At 69.4% G+C, this 16,496-nt stretch carries 17 protein-coding genes and 1 pseudogene; 10 read left to right on the top strand and 8 right to left on the bottom strand.

What is annotated here, in order from left to right; translation table 11 throughout:
- Window positions 1-53: 53 nt before the first annotated feature.
- Window positions 54-596 (bottom strand): dihydrofolate reductase family protein, encoded by a 543-nt coding sequence (locus ADK57_RS17825; protein WP_053750466.1) that lies wholly within the window; start codon window positions 594-596, stop codon window positions 54-56.
- An 810-nt stretch (window positions 597-1,406) separates the two neighbouring features.
- A complete protein-coding gene (locus ADK57_RS17820; protein WP_053750465.1) occupies window positions 1,407-2,144 on the bottom strand; it encodes a dienelactone hydrolase family protein in 738 nt (245 codons plus the stop codon).
- Window positions 2,145-2,333: 189 nt separating this feature from the next.
- Between ADK57_RS17820 and ADK57_RS17815 the strand changes: the two genes are divergently transcribed.
- Both ADK57_RS17815 and ADK57_RS51235 read left to right on the top strand, forming a co-directional pair.
- Window positions 2,334-2,708, top strand: coding sequence for a hypothetical protein (locus ADK57_RS17815; protein WP_053750464.1), 375 nt, complete (start codon window positions 2,334-2,336; stop codon window positions 2,706-2,708).
- Between the two features lie 139 nt (window positions 2,709-2,847).
- Window positions 2,848-2,940: pseudogene (locus tag ADK57_RS51235) on the top strand (cadmium transporter); the annotation flags it as partial.
- A 143-nt stretch (window positions 2,941-3,083) separates the two neighbouring features.
- Here the strand turns inward: ADK57_RS51235 and ADK57_RS51230 are convergent.
- Window positions 3,084-3,809, bottom strand: coding sequence for a DUF6262 family protein (locus ADK57_RS51230; RefSeq protein ID WP_234390262.1), 726 nt, complete (start codon window positions 3,807-3,809; stop codon window positions 3,084-3,086).
- A gap of 560 nt (window positions 3,810-4,369) precedes the next feature.
- Here ADK57_RS51230 and ADK57_RS17800 point away from each other — a divergent pair.
- The 6 genes from ADK57_RS17800 (at window position 4,370) to ADK57_RS49955 (ending at window position 9,870) form a co-directional block, all read left to right on the top strand.
- Entirely contained in the window at window positions 4,370-5,047 is a 678-nt protein-coding gene (locus tag ADK57_RS17800; RefSeq protein WP_053750461.1) for an urease subunit gamma, read from the top strand.
- Window positions 5,034-7,037, top strand: a complete 2,004-nt coding sequence (gene ureC / locus ADK57_RS17795) for an urease subunit alpha (RefSeq protein ID WP_053750460.1) — start codon at window positions 5,034-5,036, stop codon at window positions 7,035-7,037. Before ADK57_RS17800 ends, ureC begins: the two co-directional genes overlap by 14 nt.
- 95 nt (window positions 7,038-7,132) lie before the next feature.
- A complete protein-coding gene (locus tag ADK57_RS17790) occupies window positions 7,133-7,807 on the top strand; it encodes an urease accessory protein UreF (protein WP_053750459.1) in 675 nt (224 codons plus the stop codon).
- Between the two features lie 45 nt (window positions 7,808-7,852).
- Window positions 7,853-8,566 (top strand): urease accessory protein UreG, encoded by a 714-nt coding sequence (gene ureG, locus ADK57_RS17785; RefSeq protein ID WP_053750458.1) that lies wholly within the window; start codon window positions 7,853-7,855, stop codon window positions 8,564-8,566.
- Between the two features lie 35 nt (window positions 8,567-8,601).
- On the top strand, window positions 8,602-9,420 hold the full coding sequence (locus ADK57_RS17780) for an urease accessory protein UreD (RefSeq protein WP_053750457.1): 819 nt from the start codon (window positions 8,602-8,604) through the stop codon (window positions 9,418-9,420).
- 111 nt (window positions 9,421-9,531) lie between these two features.
- Entirely contained in the window at window positions 9,532-9,870 is a 339-nt protein-coding gene (locus ADK57_RS49955) for a hypothetical protein (RefSeq protein WP_159050090.1), read from the top strand.
- Window positions 9,871-10,433: 563 nt separating this feature from the next.
- Here ADK57_RS49955 and ADK57_RS17765 read toward each other — a convergent pair.
- The 3 genes from ADK57_RS17765 to ADK57_RS17755 form a co-directional block, all read right to left on the bottom strand.
- Window positions 10,434-10,997 carry a dihydrofolate reductase family protein gene (locus ADK57_RS17765; protein WP_053750454.1) on the bottom strand — a complete coding sequence of 188 codons (564 nt, stop codon included), beginning with the start codon at window positions 10,995-10,997 and terminating at the stop codon, window positions 10,434-10,436.
- Between the two features lie 55 nt (window positions 10,998-11,052).
- Window positions 11,053-12,036, bottom strand: a complete 984-nt coding sequence (locus ADK57_RS17760) for an RNA polymerase subunit sigma-70 (RefSeq protein WP_078973196.1) — start codon at window positions 12,034-12,036, stop codon at window positions 11,053-11,055.
- 106 nt (window positions 12,037-12,142) lie between these two features.
- Window positions 12,143-12,991 (bottom strand): alpha/beta fold hydrolase, encoded by an 849-nt coding sequence (locus ADK57_RS17755; RefSeq protein ID WP_053750452.1) that lies wholly within the window; start codon window positions 12,989-12,991, stop codon window positions 12,143-12,145.
- A 91-nt stretch (window positions 12,992-13,082) separates the two neighbouring features.
- On the opposite strand from ADK57_RS17755, the gene ADK57_RS17750 reads away from it, so the two are divergent.
- On the top strand, window positions 13,083-13,589 hold the full coding sequence (locus tag ADK57_RS17750) for a MarR family transcriptional regulator (protein ID WP_053750536.1): 507 nt from the start codon (window positions 13,083-13,085) through the stop codon (window positions 13,587-13,589).
- A gap of 206 nt (window positions 13,590-13,795) precedes the next feature.
- Here the strand turns inward: ADK57_RS17750 and ADK57_RS17745 are convergent, their stop codons facing one another.
- Window positions 13,796-14,578, bottom strand: a complete 783-nt coding sequence (locus tag ADK57_RS17745; RefSeq protein WP_053750451.1) for a DUF899 domain-containing protein — start codon at window positions 14,576-14,578, stop codon at window positions 13,796-13,798.
- Window positions 14,579-14,736: 158 nt separating this feature from the next.
- Window positions 14,737-15,495 carry a glucose 1-dehydrogenase gene (locus tag ADK57_RS17740; protein WP_053750450.1) on the bottom strand — a complete coding sequence of 253 codons (759 nt, stop codon included), beginning with the start codon at window positions 15,493-15,495 and terminating at the stop codon, window positions 14,737-14,739.
- 139 nt (window positions 15,496-15,634) lie between these two features.
- Here ADK57_RS17740 and ADK57_RS17735 point away from each other — a divergent pair, with 139 nt between their 5' ends.
- Window positions 15,635-16,309, top strand: coding sequence for a TetR/AcrR family transcriptional regulator (locus ADK57_RS17735; RefSeq protein WP_053750449.1), 675 nt, complete (start codon window positions 15,635-15,637; stop codon window positions 16,307-16,309).
- Window positions 16,310-16,496: the final 187 nt, after the last annotated feature.

Genomic DNA, 16,496 nt, shown 5'->3' with positions numbered 1-16,496 from the left:
GAACGCTCCGGCGCACCTGTGCGATCAAAGCGCTAGCCACTTGCGGACCGCGCCTACTTTCGCACGCGGAAGCGGAGCATCGTGACGGCGCCCGACTGGGTGTTGCTGAAAGGTTCCAGGTCGATCCTGTCGAGGCTTGGGGGCGAGAAGCGGACACCGTCGCCGAGCAGCACCGGTAGGACATACACCAGGATCTCGTCGACGAGCCCGCGCTGCAGGCACTGGGCGGCCACGTCGGCACCGAGGATCTCCAGGTTCTTGCCTCCCGCGGCGCTGCGTGCCGTGGCAACGGCCTCCTCAAGTCCACAGGTGAGGAACGTGACGGCAGGGTCCGGTTCGTCGGGAGGCTCGTGGGTGAGGACGAACTGTGCTCCCCCTTCGTAGGCGGCGTCCTGGTCGGACATACGCTTGCCGACCTCGTACGTGCCCCGGCCGATGAGCATGGCGCCTGTGGCCGCCATGACCTCCGGGAACACATCCGCAGTCAGGTACTCGAAGATCCAGTCCATCGCGTGGCCAGGACCGGCGATAAAGCCGTCCAGCGACATCGCCCTGTTCACGACCACTTTGCCGGTGCCGGTGCTCACATCACTCATGCGTACTCTCCGAGGATTTTGGAGGCCCAAGGGCGAATCATAGGTCGGCCGACGGGAAGGGCGAGGGCGGGAGTTGCACGCGTCTCTGCGGTGGCGCAACGCGAACAACCGGCACCCGGGTCTGCTGGCCGTGCAGTGTCGGGTACGTGCCTGGGTACGGCGACATGTGCAGTCCCGCCAGGGCTCGGACCTCACGGCGTCTTTCCCGGACATTGCCCAGGCCGCTGCGCGTTCTCTGGGGTTCTGGGCTGTGGCGTTGGCGAGTGGTTCACGTTGGTGCAGCTCAGCGCCATTGATCGGGAGTCTGGCCACTGCGACAGGTGTGGTGCTGTCGCCTGAAGGGGCTGTTGGGCGGCCATCTCGTTGACGAGGCTGCCGTGGAGCCCGGGTGGCACTGCGGGGCCGTGCGCCGGGTACTGTCGCCGGGCGGTCCGCATCATGGCGAGGGTGTCCACGTTCTTCGCCATAAGACGATCTTGGACACCCTCATTCTCGTCTCCGCGGGGGTCCAGCCGAGATACGCGCCAAAGGGGCGATGAGTTGATCTTGATGCGACTTCGCACGTGGTCAGCACAGTGAGGCCGCAGTAAATGCGTAGACCTCGCCCTGGCGGCCGGAACGGACCGCCGCAGGTCGCGAGGATCACGGCAGGGGCTCCGTCGCAGTAAATCCGGTATTTACTGCGGCAGTTGCGAACGCGTCTCCGCGATCGAGCATCCGCCCGAATGTGGTTCTGCTATGGGGACTTGAGGGGAGGGGACTGTGAGTGCCCGACGCGGACCAGGCCTGGCGCCAGGCTGTTTGCCTGGGTCATGCCCGCAGATCTTCCGTCACGGGCAGGCACTCGGCGAGCAGGTCGACGACGTCGCGCCAGGCTCGCTGCGCGTGCTGTGGGTGGTAGCCGACGCCGGGGACCGTGGGGTGGTCGACCGGCGGGTGGTGGAAGGCGTGCAAGGCGCCGCCGTAGACCGCGAGGCGCCAGTCGACGCCTGCGGCCTGCATCTCGGCGGTGAACGCGTTCCGTTGTGCGGGCGGCATGATCGGGTCTTCCGACCCGACGCCGGCCCACACCGGGCAGCGAATGCGCGCCGCCTCGCCCGGTCGGCCCGTGGTCAGTGCGTTGACTGTCCCGATCGCGCGCAGGTTGACGCCGTCGCGCCCGAGTTCCAGCCCGACGGCGCCTCCGGTGCCGTAGCCGATGGCGGCGATCCGGTCGGGGTCGGCCCGCGATTCGGTGCGCAACACGTCGAGCGCCGCATGGCCGATGCCCCGCATCCGGTCGGGATCAGAGAGCAGTGGTATGCAACGGGCCAGCATCTCCTCGGGATCGCCCAAATAGCGCCCGCCGTGAAGGTCGAAGGCCAGCGCTACGTATCCCAGCTCGGCGAGAGCATCGGCCCGGCGGCGCTCGACGTCGCTGAGCCCCATGCCCTCTGGTCCGAGCAGCACCGCGGGTCGGCGGTCGACACCGGCCGGGAGCGCGAGGTGCCCGATCATCGTCAAACCGTCGGCCGGGTACTCGACCGTACGCGTCGTAAGCGTCGTCATGAGACTGGACTGTAGTGATCGTCGAGCCCGGTCCGGCCGGTGTTCTGCCGCTGGCAGAACAGTGCGCGTGTCCCTCTGAAATACGGGGGCCGAGCGCTCAGGGCTTCAAGATCATCTCGTTGCCCCTTTGGCGCGTACCTCGGTCACACCCCGCAGGCACCCCTTGGACCACCCCACCAGGAGGAACCAGTGTCATACCCGCGATCGCTCACCCCCGAGGAGAAACTCGCCGACGCGAAAAAGCAGCTGGGCCTCCCGCGTATCGTCGTGATCTGCGGCTCCACCCGCTTCATGACCGAGATGAACGAGGCCGATGTGCGGGAGACCAAAGCCGGAAGGATTGTCGTCAAGCCGGGTTGCGACATGAAGTCGCCGCACGAACTTTGGTCCGATCCTGTCGAGGCCAAGGCGCTGAAGGTTCGACTCGACGATCTGCACCGGGCGAAGATCCGGCTCGCTGATGAGGTGCTCGTAGTCGGCGACTCCCGAGCCGAAATCGCCTACGCCCGGTCGCTGGGCAAGCCCGTGCGGTTCACGCACCCCGAAGTCGACCCCGACGCCTGACCGCCCACCGCCACACCCTCCGCAGGCACCCCCTTGAATTGATCACCTAGGTCTCAAGGCGGCGTGGGAAGCGTGGAAGAACCACCGCGACGGTGAAGACGCGGACGAGGTAGAGGCGAAGGAGGGCGGCCGCAGCTCGTTGGAGGTCGCCGCAGTCACCTTCGCCAACGGCGGTGACAACATCGGTGTCTACGTCCCGGTGTTTGCCACCGCCGGCGTCGGCGGGATGAGCGTGTATGCCGTGGTCTTTCTGACCCTGGTCGCGGTGTGGTGCTTCGGCGGGAAGGTTCTTCGCCACCCGTCCGGTCGTCGCCAAGGCACTCAGCCGCTGGGGCCACATTCTGCTGCCGCTGGTGCTGATCGCGATCGGTCTGCTCATCCTGATCGAGGGCGGGGCCTTCGGGCTGTGGGTGGGCCCGTTCCCTCCGGCGTGTGGTTCAGCGCCCGGGTCAGTTCACGGTCGGCGGCGCGTGCCGCGTCCAGTTCCTCGGTTCGTTCGTCCAACTGCCCTTGCACGTCGGCGCGTTGTTGTTCCAGTTCGGTGATGCGGCGCTGAAGCTGGTCGAGGTCGGCCGGAGCACCGAGGCCGAATTTGGTCCAGACCGTCGTGCCCAGCTCCTCGGACAGCCGCTTTTCCAACTGCCGGACGCGTGCCGTCAGCCGGGTGTTGCGTTCCAGGGCGTTGGCAAGGTCGGTTTGGAGCGAGGCTCTGCTCACGGCCGCTGTTCTGCCTGCCTCGGCAGGGGTGGTTGCCGCGGCGTGGGCGCGTTCGAGCAGGTCGCGGTGGCGATAGAGGAAGGTGCGGTCGACACGGGCGGTGCGGGCGAGGCCGGACACAGTGATGTTCCGACCGCTGCGCAGGGCCGCATCCAGGGCCTGGAGGACGCGTTCACGGCGGCGGGCGGAGTCGGCTCGTTTCCCCGGCGAGCTCGTCGTGCCGCACGAGGGGGCGCTGAACTTCGGTGAATTGCAGCGCCGCGCGAAACTCGAAAATCTCTTCGTCGGCGACGCGCTCACCGCTCCGTTCACCCTGTGCCCCGCCACCGCGGACCGGGCCATCGCCCTGGACTGGCTGGACCCGGCCGCGGGCGCAGCCGGCATCGAGGCTTCCTGTCGACAGGGTCTCAGGCTGTCCGTTGTCCCTGGTCTCGAGTCTCGGCTGCGCTACGAGTGCCACCTTTGCCCGGCCTGCGCATCACCCCCGCTGCGACGTGCGATCCGCCTACGGACGACGGTCGTGAACCGGCCACTGCCGACACCAGACGCCTGCGTGGCGTGCCGGTTGCTGATCGGGCATCGGCAGGGAAGGAGCGGTATGTGATCACAGAAGGGGGCGGCTCCTGTCCGGCCGTAAGTGCGCCTCCAAGCCGAGGGGCCCACTGCCTCGGCGCAGAAACGTTCGCGTGTCACGCCCTCCGAGGGAGGCGGACCTTGCTGGCCGTAAATCGCTGATTCATGAATGAAAGTCTCATTCCCTCCGCTCTCGCCGAACTGTTCGCTTCGCCCCCCGTCCGAAGTGAAAGCGAAAGTTCCACGTCGACGCGCCGGCCCGAGCCAGGACGATCAGCCGTGGCGCAGCGTGGCCCGGACCTCTGGCTGCGGTGGGCCCGGCGTGCCCGCGCCGTCAACAGACATTGGTCTCTGGAGCCGAGAAGGGCACCATGCATTTCACTCCCCATGAGCAGGAGCGCCTGCTGGTCCATGTGGCGGCCGGCGTGGCGCGGCAGCGCAGAGAGCAAGGAATCAAGCTGAACTACCCGGAGGCGGTGGCGCTACTCACCGCCTACGTCTACGACCAGGCGCGGATCGGCCGGAGCGTCGGCGAGATCATGGACTCGGGTCGGGGGGTCCTGACACGGGGCGAGGTCATGGCCGGTGTCCCGGAAATGATCGACAACGTCCAGGTCGAGACGACGTTCCCGGACGGCACGAAGCTGGTGACGATCCACGACCCGTTCGACGCGCCGCGCGAGGAGATCGAACTCCACCCCGGCAAAGTCGACTTCGTCGACGAGGCGGTGCCTCTGAACCCGGGGCTGGACGTCACCGAGATCGAGGTGCACAACCCGACCGACCGGCCGGTGCAGGTCGGGTCGCACTACCACTTCTATGAGGCCAACGCAGGGCTCGAGTTCGATCGGTCACGGGCGTACGGCAAGCGGCTCAACGTCGCGGCCGGCACGTCAGAACGGTTCGAGCCGGGTGATCGCCGCACGGTGCAGTTGGTGCGCATCGAGGGCGAGCGGAAGGTGCTGGGGCTGCGCGGGCTGGTCGGTGGGGTGCTGCAGGACCAGGCCCCGGACGACTCCGACGGTGAGGGAGCTGATGACCGTGAATGAGCGGCAGAACACCAGGACGACCGAGCGCGAGGTCTACGTAGACCTGTTCGGCCCGACGACCGGGGACGAGATCCGGCTGGCGGACACCGCGCTGCGTATCAAGGTCACCGACGACTGGTCAGGCGGTCTCACCAAAGATCCGGCAGACCCTCCGCTCGTTCCTGCGCCCGAGGACGAGGACAACGGCCAGGGCAAGGACCGGAGCAAGGTCAGCCTGCTGACGAGCAGGAGCGGGCACGAGGTGGTCTTCGGCGGCGGCAAGGTGATCCGTGAGTCGATGGGCCAGTCGGCGACGCCACGCGGCGACGGCGAGGACGGTCCTCCGGACACGGTGATCACCGGCGTGGTGATCCTGGATCACTGGGGCGTGGTCAAGGCGGACGTCGCGATCCGGGACGGGAGAATCACCGCCCTCGGCAAGGCGTACAACCCGGAGACCATGGCCAAGATCCACGAGGGCCGGACGGACGGGCCGACGGACTTCGTGATCGGCCCGGAGACCGAGGTGATCTCGGGCAAGGGCCGCATCCTGACCGCGGGCGGGGTGGACACTCATGTCCATTTCATCTGCCCGGAACAGGTCGGCGAAGCCCTCGCGTCCGGGGTGACCACCCTGATCGGCGGTGGCACCGGCCCGGCCGAGGGGTCCACCGCGACCACGGTCACGCCAGGCAAGTGGCACGTCGAGCGTCTTTTCAAGGCGCTCGACGGGTTTCCGGTGAACGTAGGGGTGTTGGGCAAGGGCAGCACCATGTCCCGTGAGTCGCTGCTCGGCCAGGTGAAGGCCGGCGTGATCGGCTTCAAGATCCACGAGGACTGGGGCGCCACCCCCGCGGTCATCGACACCTGCCTGAAGGTGTGCGAGGGCAGGAACAGCCCGGCGGACGACGACCGGACGGACGGCCTCGTCACCAACAATGTGCAACTCGCCCTGCACGCGGACTCGCTGAACGAGGCGGGCTTCGTCGAGAGCACCAAGGCCGCGTTCAAGGACCGTCCCCTGCACATCTTCCACATCGAGGGCGCCGGCGGCGGTCACGCCCCCGACATGATCACGCTGTGCGGGGAGGAGAACGTCCTGCCCGCGTCCACCAACCCGACGCGCCCCCTGACGGTCAACACCGTCAAGGAGCACATCGACATGATGATGGTCTGCCACCACCTCAACCCGGAGCTGGACGCCGACCGGGCCTTCGCCGACTCACGGGTGCGGCCCTCGACGATGGCGGCCGAGGATCTGCTGCACGACATGGGCGCCATCTCGATCATGTCGTCCGACGCGCAGGCCATGGGCCGCATCGGCGAGATGATCATGCGGACCTGGCAGACCGCCCACGTGATGAAGACCCGCTACGGCCAGCTGCGCGAAGGCACTGCCCCGCAGCAGGAACGGCAGCGGCTTGAGGCAGACAACTTCCGCGCCCGCCGCTACGTCGCCAAGTACACGATCAACCCGGCCATCGCCCACGGCGCGGACGGCCTGATCGGCTCCGTGGAGAGGGGCAAGCTGGCGGACCTGGTGCTGTGGGAGCCGAAGTTCTTCGGCGTGAAGCCGCACCTCGTCCTCAAGGGCGGGCAGATCGCCTACGCGCAGGTCGGGGACGCCAACGCGTCCATCCCGACGCCGCAGCCCGTCCTGCCCCGCCCGATGTGGGGCGCCGAAGGAAACGCGCCAGGCGCCAACTCGGTCAATTTCGTCAGCCCGCAGGCCACGGTCACCGCGCAGGAACTCGGCATCAGCAAGCCCCTGTACGAGATCAAGGACACCCGCCAGGTGTTCAAACGGCACATGATCCTCAACGATGCCACCCCGGACATCCGGGTCGACCCGAACACCTACGAGGTGTTCATCGAGGACACCTGCATCACCGAACTGCGTCAGCAGAAGGAAGAACAGGCGCAGGCCGATGAGGCGCTCTGCCCCCAGCGGTCAGCCCCCAAGCACTACGCGTCAGAACTTCCCATGGCCCAGCGCTACTTCATCTTCTGACCATCCGGCGGACAACAGGGCGGGCGCCCCGGCAGGCCGGACCTCGCCCGTCCCGACTTTCCCGCCACGCCCTCGAAAGGAATCGCCACCCGTCCATGAGCCGTACCGCTCTCCTCGTCCTCGCCGACGGCCGTTTCCCGGCAGGAGACCATGCGCATTCCGGCGGCGTCGAGGCCGCCGTCGCCGCCCGCGCCGTCCACGATCCCGCCACCCTCTACGCGTTCTGCCGTGGCCGCCTGCACACCGCGGGCCTCACCGCCGCCGCACTGGCAGCTGCGGCCGCCGCCGGACACGACCCGCTCGTCCTGGACGAGGCCGCCGACGCCCGTACGCCCGCCCCGGCGCTGCGGGCCACGGCCCGCAAGCTGGGTCGGCAGATGCTACGGGCGGCCCGCGCGGCCTGGCCGTGCCAGGCGCTGGAGCGGCTTGCACGCGATCTGCCGGGCGGCGCCCACCAGCCCGTAGTGCTCGGCGTCGCAGGCCACGCGGCCGGACTTACCGCGTTGGACGCCGCACACGCCGCAGCCTTCAACAACATCACAGGCCCCGCCACAGCGGCCGTGCGGCTGCTCAGCCTCGACCCGTTCGATGCCACTGCGGTCCTGGCCCGTCTCTGCGACGACGTCGACGCCGTGGCCACCCGGGCCGCCGACGCCGCCGCCCGCGTCGCCGACGAGGGAGTCGGCGTCCTGCCGGCCGCTTCGTCGCCACTGCTCGACATCACCGCCGAGCAGCACGCCGCCTGGCCGATGCGTCTTTTCGCCTCCTGACACCGAACCCGGACACTCTCCGCACACCCGAAGGAGCTCACGCCCATGCACCTCGACCACAGGCACGACGGCCCCGGCGCCGTCTCCGCCGACGCCCACCGCCCCGACGGCACCCGCCGCGCCCTCAGGATCGGCCTCGGCGGTCCGGTCGGCTCCGGCAAGACCGCCACCGTCGCCGCCCTCTGCCGCACCCTGCGCGACCGGTACTCGCTTGCCGTCATCACCAACGACATCTACACCCGTGAGGACGCCGAGTTCCTGCTCCGCGAGGCCGTCCTGCCCCCCGAGCGGATCACCGCCGTGGAGACCGGAGCCTGCCCGCACACAGCGATCCGCGACGACATCTCCGCCAACCTGGAGGCCGCAGAGGAGCTTGAGGACCGCCTCGGCGCCCTGGATCTGATCCTCGTCGAGTCCGGCGGCGACAACCTCACCGCCACCTTCTCCAGGGGTCTCGTCGACACGCAGATCTTCGTCATCGACGTCTCCAGCGGCGACGACATCCCCCGCAAGGGTGGCCCCGGCATCACCACCGCCGACCTCCTCGTCGTCAACAAGACCGATCTCGCCCCGTACGTCGGCGCCGACCTCGCCACCATGGCCGCCGACGCGGGCCACCGGCGCGGCGACCTGCCCGTCGTCTTCACCTCCCTCACCGGCGACGACGGCGTCCGGCCCGTCGCCGACTGGGTGCTGGAACGCCTCACCGCCTGGCACCACGGGACCGCACGGCCCGAACCCGCCGTCGCCGCGCACTGATCCCGTCACGGCCCGGCAACGACCCGGCAGGAGACATGAGAACGCTCGCCGAAGACCTCGCGCCCCTCGCTGCGCCCCGCCCGGACGCATCCACCGTCGTGGCAACCGCCCGGGTGCGGGCCGGCCACAACGGCCACACCACCACCCTTCCGCTGCTCAGCAGCGACGGCCCCTTTCACCTCCGAAGGCTCCGCCCGCGTGGCGGCCTCGCCCGTGTCGACGTCATCGGCGCCATGAGCGGCCCCCTCGGCGGCGACCGGCTCGCCCTCCACGCCGACGCCGGCCCGCACGCCCGCCTCCAGATCACCGGAGCCGCCTCCACCATCGCGCTGCGTGGCCCCACCGACGACACCGCCACCTACGACGTCCATCTGACCGTCGGCGACGACGCCGCCCTGCACTGGCTGCCGCAGCCCCTGATCAGCACCGCCGGAAGCAACCTCCGCCAAACCTGCACCGTCGACCTCGCCTCCACCGCCCGCCTCATCCTGAGGGACGAACAGATCCTCGGCCGCACCGGTGAGACCAGCGGCAACCTGACCACCCGCCTCACCGTGCTCCGCGCAGGCCGCCCCCTTCTCGACCAGCACACCTCCTACGGCGACCTCCACCCCGCCTGGGACGGCCCGGCCGTCATGGGCTCGCACCGCGCCTGCGGCCAACTCCTCGTCGTCGACCCGTCCCTCGCCCCGCCAGCCCTCCCACCGGTCCTCCTCGGCGACCCCGACACCCCAGCCCACGGTGCGCTGGTCCCCCTGGCCGGCCCGGCACTCCTCGCCACCGCGGTGGCCGACACCGCCACCCGGCTGCGACACCTCCTTGACGAGGCACTGCGACGAGCGCTCACCCCATAGGTGAGGACCGCATGGTCATCAGCCCGTCGCCGGCCACCCTCTACCCCGCACCCCCGATCGGCCGGCCAGGCCGGCTGCGGTCAACCTCGGCAGCTGCGCGGTGCGCTCACCATGGGCGGTGGTGACGTGGCGCACGGCGGTGGCGTCGCTGAGCCCGAAGTCGTCCACCGGCGGGCCGCCGAACTGCTGGGGCAAGGTGACGTCCCCAAATGGCCGCTTGAAACCATCCGCGTGATGGCCCGTGAGCACCTGCCGGTGCAGCTGGCCTGCCGGGCGCTGCACAAGAACTCAAGGCCAAGGCCCCGGCGCAACGAAGAACGCGACCGCCTCGCCCTCCAGGCCCAGCAGTTCGCCCGCGTCGTACAGGTCCTGGAGCTGGAGAACGAGCTGCTGCGGCAGTCCGGGCCGCACCCTGTGATCCGACCCCTCCTGCACCGGCGACGCGACTGACGGCGCAACGAGGACGTCCTCGATCTCGACCAGCCGCTCCGGCACCCCGCTGAAGTCGGCCTCCCGTTCGCGCCCTCGTTGAACTCGCTGCCGATGGTGTGGCTCAGTCGCCGACGACGGCTTGGCTTCTGCGTCGGTGACGGTGTCATAGACCCGCAGAACCTGATTCTCCCCGGCCTCACCTGAAGAATCCGCCGCAACGGCTCGCACGCCAGCACCAGCACAGCCCCGCTCGCATCCGCCTGTCTCCGGCTCCGAGCAGCCGGTTCAGCCCGGCGGAAGCGCCGAAAAGGACTCCGGACAGGTGCAGCACGATCCGACTCGCGGCCCTCGCCCCCCGCGTTCAGACGCTCCTGCTCGAACGAGTCGTCCGGCCCCACGCGACTGAGTGTTCTGGGCCCACTCAAAGATCACTACTGCGTGGCGTGAACGAGTGGATTGGCCCGGGGCCAGCAGTCCCGGGAGCCGGCGTGCGAGCGGGATGTGGACGTCGTGTACTGCGTAGTGCCGATCGAATGCTGAGGGATCGGCGGGAACCTCGTACAGGGCCATGAAGCGGGCGGTCATCGGGCTGCCTTCCGGTGGCGGGTGAGGACGGCGGCGCCGATCTGTTCCGCCGACAGGCACTCCAAGTCCGCGTGAGGGCCCCCGGCGGGGAAGAGCCGGTCGCCCGTGCCGAGGACGGTGGGGAAGGTCAGCAGCCGGTACTCGTCGATCAGGTCCTCGGTCATGAGCCGGTGCACCAGGCTGAGGCTGCCGGTGATGACCACGTCGCGTGGTTCGTGCTTGACGGCGTCGATGACGTCATCTGCGAGGATCCGCGAGTTCGCCCATGCTGCGGTGTCGGCGTCGGTGAGCGTGCGGGAGGCGATCAGTTTCGGGACGGCATTCATGCGCCGGGCGAACGGGTCGTCGCGTCCGGGCCACAGCCGCGAGAAGAGCTGCCAGGTCGCGCGCCCGAGCAGCAGGACCCCGTCGTCCAGAGTGCGGCCGAGTCGGAACTTGTCTCCGGCGACGGCTTCACGGCCGTACCGGAACGCCCAGCCGCCCAATGGTGTGCCCGCAGAGCCGTCGGGGTCGGACACGATCCCGTCCAGGGTGATGAACTCGATGACGATGACGCTCACGGTGAATCCTTTCGGTCAGATGCTCACCGGTACATACCGGCGGCGTCTGCTGGACTCATCGCTCCTGCGGGAAATCGTCGACGAAAATCTGCTGCGGCAACTCGAAGGCGTCGAAGACGCGCGGGTCGGCGAAGACGACGTTGTGCGTGACCTGGCCGCCGGTGACGGTGAGCACCTGGAGGGTGTGCAGCCGGTGCCCGCCGTCGGGCTCCGGCGCGTACGCCGCGAGCATCGGCTGCCCGTTCGCCGTGAGCTCCCGCATGACCCAGCCGGTTCCGCGCATCCGGAAGACGCGGGCCAGGAACAGGCCGTAGTCGCTTCTCCCCCGGTACCACAGCGGGACCGGCGGCATCTCAAGGACCGCGTCGTCGGCCAGCAGCCGCACCAGTGCGGGCACGTCGGCTGCCTCGAACGCCCGCACGTACCGCTGGACCACCGCCCGCACCTCGGGATCGTCCGGCTCGCACACCGCATCGAGATCACCCACACCCGCGAGGGCGGCACGTGCGCGTTGCAGCGCGCTGTTGACCGCCGCGACGGTGGTTCCCAGCTGCTCGGCGACCTCGGCCGCGGTGAACTCCAGCACGTCCCGCAGCACCAGCACGGCGCGCTGCCGCGCCGGAACGGCCTGCACCGCCGCCACCCACGCCAGACGCAGGTCGGTCCGCGCCTGGACGTCGAACCGCGCGCCGGGAAACGGCTCCATCCAGGGGACGTCGAGCGCCGGCGCCAGCGGCGCCTCCGGATCGTCGCTCGGCGCGCCCAGCCCGGAGGGCAGCGGGCGCCGACCGCGTCCTTCCAGCGCGGTCAGGCATGCGTTGGTTGCGATCCGGTACAGCCACGTCCGCACCGACGCGCGCGCCGGGTCGTACCGCTCCCGGGCCTTCCAGGCACGCAGCAACGTCTCCTGAACCACGTCCTCGGCCTCGTGGAACGAACCCAGCATCCGATAGCAGAACGCCAGCAGCTCACCCCGGTACGGCTCGAAATCCACGGGCTCATCATGCCGGACGCCGGTCTCGGCCTGCCCGGCAGGCAGGCTCCGGCGGAAACTGACGGGCTGCGTACGACCACTCCCAGCGTTCTCCTGCGCCGTTCCCGCTGCTGAGTCCGCGTCCGCGAATGATGTGGCCCTCAACCCCGGTTCAGGGCTTGGCGAGGAAGTCCAGGAGCATGCTGTTGAGTGCGGCGGCCCGGACGAACGGGACGCCGTGGTGCGACAGGCCGGGGAGTACTGCGGTCTCGACGTGTGGCAGGTGCAGCCGCGCCGCCGCCTCGACGCGCCGGATGTCGTGCGCCCTGCTGTCCCCGGCAAGCAGCACCAGCGTCGGGATCGTCGAGCTCCGCAGTCGTCGGGACCTCGGGCGTCTGCCCACGACGACCTTGGTGCGCGGGAACTCGGCGGCGAGCCCGTACAGGTCCAGCCATGCGGGGTCGACTTCCGCGCCACGGGTTTCCCAGGCGAGGAACGCGCGCGCCCGTTGGGAGGTGGGCCGGATGAGCATGGGAAGGGCGCGGAGCAGGTACCCGGCCTTGTATCCGGCGAAGCACTGGGTGGGATCGAGGAGAGTGAGCTTGCGGACCCGCTGCGGCGTGCGCAACGCATAGGTGAGGGCGATCCATCCGCCGTAGGAGTGCCCGCACAGGTCGACGCGGCCCGGGCCCAAGCCGTCGAGTACGCCGTCCAGCCAGTCGAAAAGGTCGTCGACGGACCGGACGGGGCGGCCCCCGCGCAGGCTGCGGCCTGCCTCGCCGATCCGGTCGACGGCGTAGACGCGCCGGGTGCGGCTCAGGTCGGCCACGTTGGCAAACCACACTGCAGAGGTGGCGCCGCCACCGTGCAGCAGCACCAGCGGCTCCCCGTCCACTGGGCCGCACGCGGTGACCCGGGTTGTGCCGTACTCCGACGTCAGGTCCATCCGGTCGACGGGCACGGGCCAGTGGTCCAGGACGGCGTCGTACGCCGCCAGAAATCGAGTCAGGTCTGCTGCCATGGGACGCCCTCAGAGAAATAGGTCGCTGAGCAAGTATCTCGCCCAACGAGATACTATGCATGCCGGATCGATCGCGAAAGGGCGGCGTGGCATGGATGAAGAGGAGCCTGGACTGCGGGTTGTGCATCAGCTGCGTGCCATCACCGTCGAACTCGACCTGCTCGGAGCCGAGTTCGCACAACGCAACAGCCTGCACCCGACCGACCTGCGTGCCCTGATCTGCCTGCTGGACGCCGCTCGGGCGCACACCCTCGCGACGCCCGGCTGGCTCGGGCGGCAGCTGGGCCTGAACTCCGCGGGCACCACGGCCCTCGTCGACCGGCTCGAGAGGCTCGGCCACGTGCGACGCACGCGAGACAGCCGCGACCGACGCCGTGTACTGCTTGAGGTCGACGAACGGGCAGTCACCCTCGGACAGTCGTTCTTCGGACCGCTGATCGCGGAGCTCCTCGCTGCGACACTGACCTTCTCCGACACGGAGATGGCAACAATCCAGCGCTTTCTGCGGAACGTCCACGAGGTCGTCGCCGCACAGCGAGACCCTTCGAACTTGCTCACCCGAAACCCCTTGCCGCAGAAGAAGCAAGGGCCTCAATGATCTGTTTGTGACGATCCCGAACTCATCTGCCTGCGCCCCGGCAGTCGGGGTACGACGGGCGCCTGCGGGCCGCTCTGCCGCCGGCGTGCCCGTCGGTCATCGTCGAACCGGGGTAGGAGTGCCACCCCGAGGGACGATCCTCACCCCGGCCAGGAGGTTCCGGCCGGCACCCAACACCGTTTGCCGACGCCGTCGACGAAGGCGCGTCAGTGGTGGTGGCCGTGCCGGCCGAGGGTTTCCACGGGGGTCGCGCCGGGGCGGGTCCACTGCGGCACGGGGCGGCTGGTCGGACCCCAGGTGGCGTTCCCCTCCGCGTCCGAGCGCCAGGACCAGCACGGGCTGCGCCCCTCGGGCCAGTCCTCGGGGTTGTCCTCCCATGCCTCGCCGCGGCCGTAGGGCGTCATGTCGAGCAGGCCGAGGGACCCGTTGACCCGCTCGTTTCCACGGCCCGTCGTGGAGTAGGTGAGGAACACGCGGTCGCCGTCGCGCAGGAAGCAGGTGAGGTAACCCATGCTGCCGCCGACCGGCGCGTCCACGTCGCGCACCGAGTACCAGGGCTGGGTGTAGCCCATGAACTCGACGTAGGAGGCCACCTCGTCCCACCGGCCGGTGGTGAGGATGGCGAACGAGACGCCGCGGGCGTTGAGGTAGACGGCGTCCTTCACGTGCCACGCCGTGGTGGTGCAGCCCTCGCACTGACCCTGGTGCGGCGCGCCGTCGTACCACATGTGTTTGTAGACCACGAGCTCGTCGCGGCCCTGGAACAGGTCCAGGAACGGGACCGGGCCGTCGGGTCCGACGACCTCGACCGCCCCGTCGAACTCCACCATCGGCAGCCGGCGGCGGGCCGCGGCGAGGGCGTCGCCCTCGTGGGTGTGGGCCTTCTCGCGGACCAGAAGCTCGTCACGGGCGGTCTGCCAGGTGGCCAGGTCAACGACGGGCGGGCGGCCGGGCACCGCGGTGGTCGGGTCACTCGGCGTGGTCGTCATGGCGTCCTCCGTGGTGTCTCGTGCCGGGCAGCGTCGTACGACTCATACGACACTCACCAGAACAGACTCACGACGCGGCCGGAACTCATCGCGGCAGCGGTCACCCTCTGCCGAGCCTGCGCGGACCACGTCGGGCCGACAAGCTCACAGACGCGCCCTTACTGGGCCTTGTAGCCGCCGTCGACGTTGAGGATGGTTCCGGTGACGAAGGATGCCGCCGGGGAGGCGAGCCAGGTGATGGCCGCAGCGATCTCCTCGGGGCGGCCCATGCGGTTCACCGGCTGAAGTGCCGCGATGGTGGCCTCGTCCCAGGTGCCGGACTCGATGGCGTTGGCGAGGATGTCGGTCTTGACCGCGGCGGGAGCGACGCCGTTGATGCGGATGTTGTCGGTGGCGTACTCCAGTGCGGCGGACTTGGTCAGACCGACCACGGCGTGCTTGGTGGCGGAGTAGTTGGCCGCGTAGCGGATGCCGCCGAGGCCCGCGATCGAGGCCAGGTTGATGACGGCTCCGCCGGGGTTGCCCTGGGCCAGCATCTGCTGGATCTGGTGCTTCATGCCCCAGAAGACACCGAGTACGTTCGTGGTGAGCATCTGCTGGAAGGCGCTGGTGGGCTCGTCGGCCAGACGGCCGGTGTCGAGGGAGACGCCGGCGTTGTTGACCGCGACGTCGAGTCGGCCGTAACGCTCGACGGTGGCGGCGATCAGGGCGGCTACGGACTCCTCCGAGTCGACGTCCGCGGCGACGAAGGTGGCTTCGCCACCGTTGTCGCGGATCTCGCGGACCACGGCTTCTCCCGCCTCCTTGCGGCGGCCGGAGACGACGACGGCGTGGCCGGCGCGGGCCAGGGACAGGCTGGTCTCCTTGCCGATGCCGGTGGTGGCTCCGGTGACCAGGGCGACGCTGGAAACGCTCATGACGGTAGACCTCTTTCACGTGCTGGATGGTGCGTACGGCCGACGATCCCGAAATAGAAGACCGGCGGTCTCTTATGCGCCCCAAGTTAAGAGACCGTCGGTCCGATGTCAATAGACCGGCAGTCTGTAACATGTGCGTATGGCGACTTTCCAGCGGGCGCGCAGCGAGGAACAGCGCGAGGTCCGGCAGCGGGCGATCCTTGACACAGCGGCGGCGATGCTCGACGAGATGCCGGTGAGCGCGGTCAGCCTCAACGAGCTGAGCCGGCGCGTCGGCCTGGCGAAGTCCAACGTGCTCAGGTACTTCGAGTCGCGCGAGGCCATCCTGCTGGAACTCCTGGACCACAACTGGCGGCAGTGGACGGCCGGGCTCCCGGCACAGTTGGACGTCGCGATCGCCCCGGACACCCCGGTGCTTCAGCGCGGTCAAGCCTTCGCCGGCGTCCTGACCCGGTCCCTCACACAGAACCGCGTGTTGTGCGACCTGCTCAGTGCCCAGGCCGGCGTCCTGGAGCACAACGTCTCCGCCGACGTGGCCGCCCGCTACAAGCGGTCCGCCCTCGACAACGTCGCCGCCCTGGCCGCCCTGGCCCGCCGCCACTTGCCCGAACTCGACGGCCACGCCGACCAGTTGTGCACCCAGGCCATCATGGTGATCGGCGCTGTGTGGACCCACGCCCGGCCCTCCGCGGCCATGCTCGCCGCATACGAGGCGGATCCCTCGCTCGCGGCCCTACGCATGGACTTCACCGACACGCTGGAGGAGATGCTGACCACCCTCATCGTCGGCACCCTGGCCCGGGCGGAGGGGTGACCATACCCGGAGCCGCTCGATGTGCGCGCAGGCCTGGCACAGCAGCCACGACTCCACCGGGGTGCAGGGCAGTTCAGGGCGGGCGTCGCACTGCCCGCAAACCCGCGTGCCGGTGATACGGCGGGCGGCGTCCGCGGCCAGGTGCGCGGCGTCGGCGGAGGTGGGCGCCGTCTCGCTGATCAGGTAG

This window comes from Streptomyces sp. MMG1533 (assembly GCF_001279775.1).
In the GTDB taxonomy this organism is placed as follows: Bacteria; Actinomycetota; Actinomycetes; order Streptomycetales; family Streptomycetaceae; genus Streptomyces.
Note: the sequence above shows the minus strand (reverse complement) of the source record. Positions and strands in the feature narration are given on the sequence as shown.

Excerpts from the sequence above, each read along its gene's own strand:
- ADK57_RS17825 (WP_053750466.1), bottom strand. The coding sequence starts at position 596 with ATGAGTGATGTGAGCACCGGCACCGGCAAAGTGGTCGTGAACAGGGCG.
- ADK57_RS17820 (WP_053750465.1), bottom strand. The coding sequence starts at position 2,144 with ATGACGACGCTTACGACGCGTACGGTCGAGTACCCGGCCGACGGTTTG.
- ADK57_RS51230 (WP_234390262.1), bottom strand. The coding sequence starts at position 3,809 with ATGCCGGCTGCGCCCGCGGCCGGGTCCAGCCAGTCCAGGGCGATGGCC.
- ADK57_RS17800 (WP_053750461.1), top strand. The coding sequence starts at position 4,370 with ATGCATTTCACTCCCCATGAGCAGGAGCGCCTGCTGGTCCATGTGGCG.
- ureC (WP_053750460.1), top strand. The coding sequence starts at position 5,034 with ATGACCGTGAATGAGCGGCAGAACACCAGGACGACCGAGCGCGAGGTC.
- ADK57_RS17790 (WP_053750459.1), top strand. The coding sequence starts at position 7,133 with ATGAGCCGTACCGCTCTCCTCGTCCTCGCCGACGGCCGTTTCCCGGCA.
- ureG (WP_053750458.1), top strand. The coding sequence starts at position 7,853 with ATGCACCTCGACCACAGGCACGACGGCCCCGGCGCCGTCTCCGCCGAC.
- ADK57_RS17780 (WP_053750457.1), top strand. The coding sequence starts at position 8,602 with ATGAGAACGCTCGCCGAAGACCTCGCGCCCCTCGCTGCGCCCCGCCCG.
- ADK57_RS49955 (WP_159050090.1), top strand. The coding sequence starts at position 9,532 with ATGGGCGGTGGTGACGTGGCGCACGGCGGTGGCGTCGCTGAGCCCGAA.
- ADK57_RS17755 (WP_053750452.1), bottom strand. The coding sequence starts at position 12,991 with ATGGCAGCAGACCTGACTCGATTTCTGGCGGCGTACGACGCCGTCCTG.
- ADK57_RS17750 (WP_053750536.1), top strand. The coding sequence starts at position 13,083 with ATGGATGAAGAGGAGCCTGGACTGCGGGTTGTGCATCAGCTGCGTGCC.
- ADK57_RS17745 (WP_053750451.1), bottom strand. The coding sequence starts at position 14,578 with ATGACGACCACGCCGAGTGACCCGACCACCGCGGTGCCCGGCCGCCCG.
- ADK57_RS17740 (WP_053750450.1), bottom strand. The coding sequence starts at position 15,495 with ATGAGCGTTTCCAGCGTCGCCCTGGTCACCGGAGCCACCACCGGCATC.
- ADK57_RS17735 (WP_053750449.1), top strand. The coding sequence starts at position 15,635 with ATGGCGACTTTCCAGCGGGCGCGCAGCGAGGAACAGCGCGAGGTCCGG.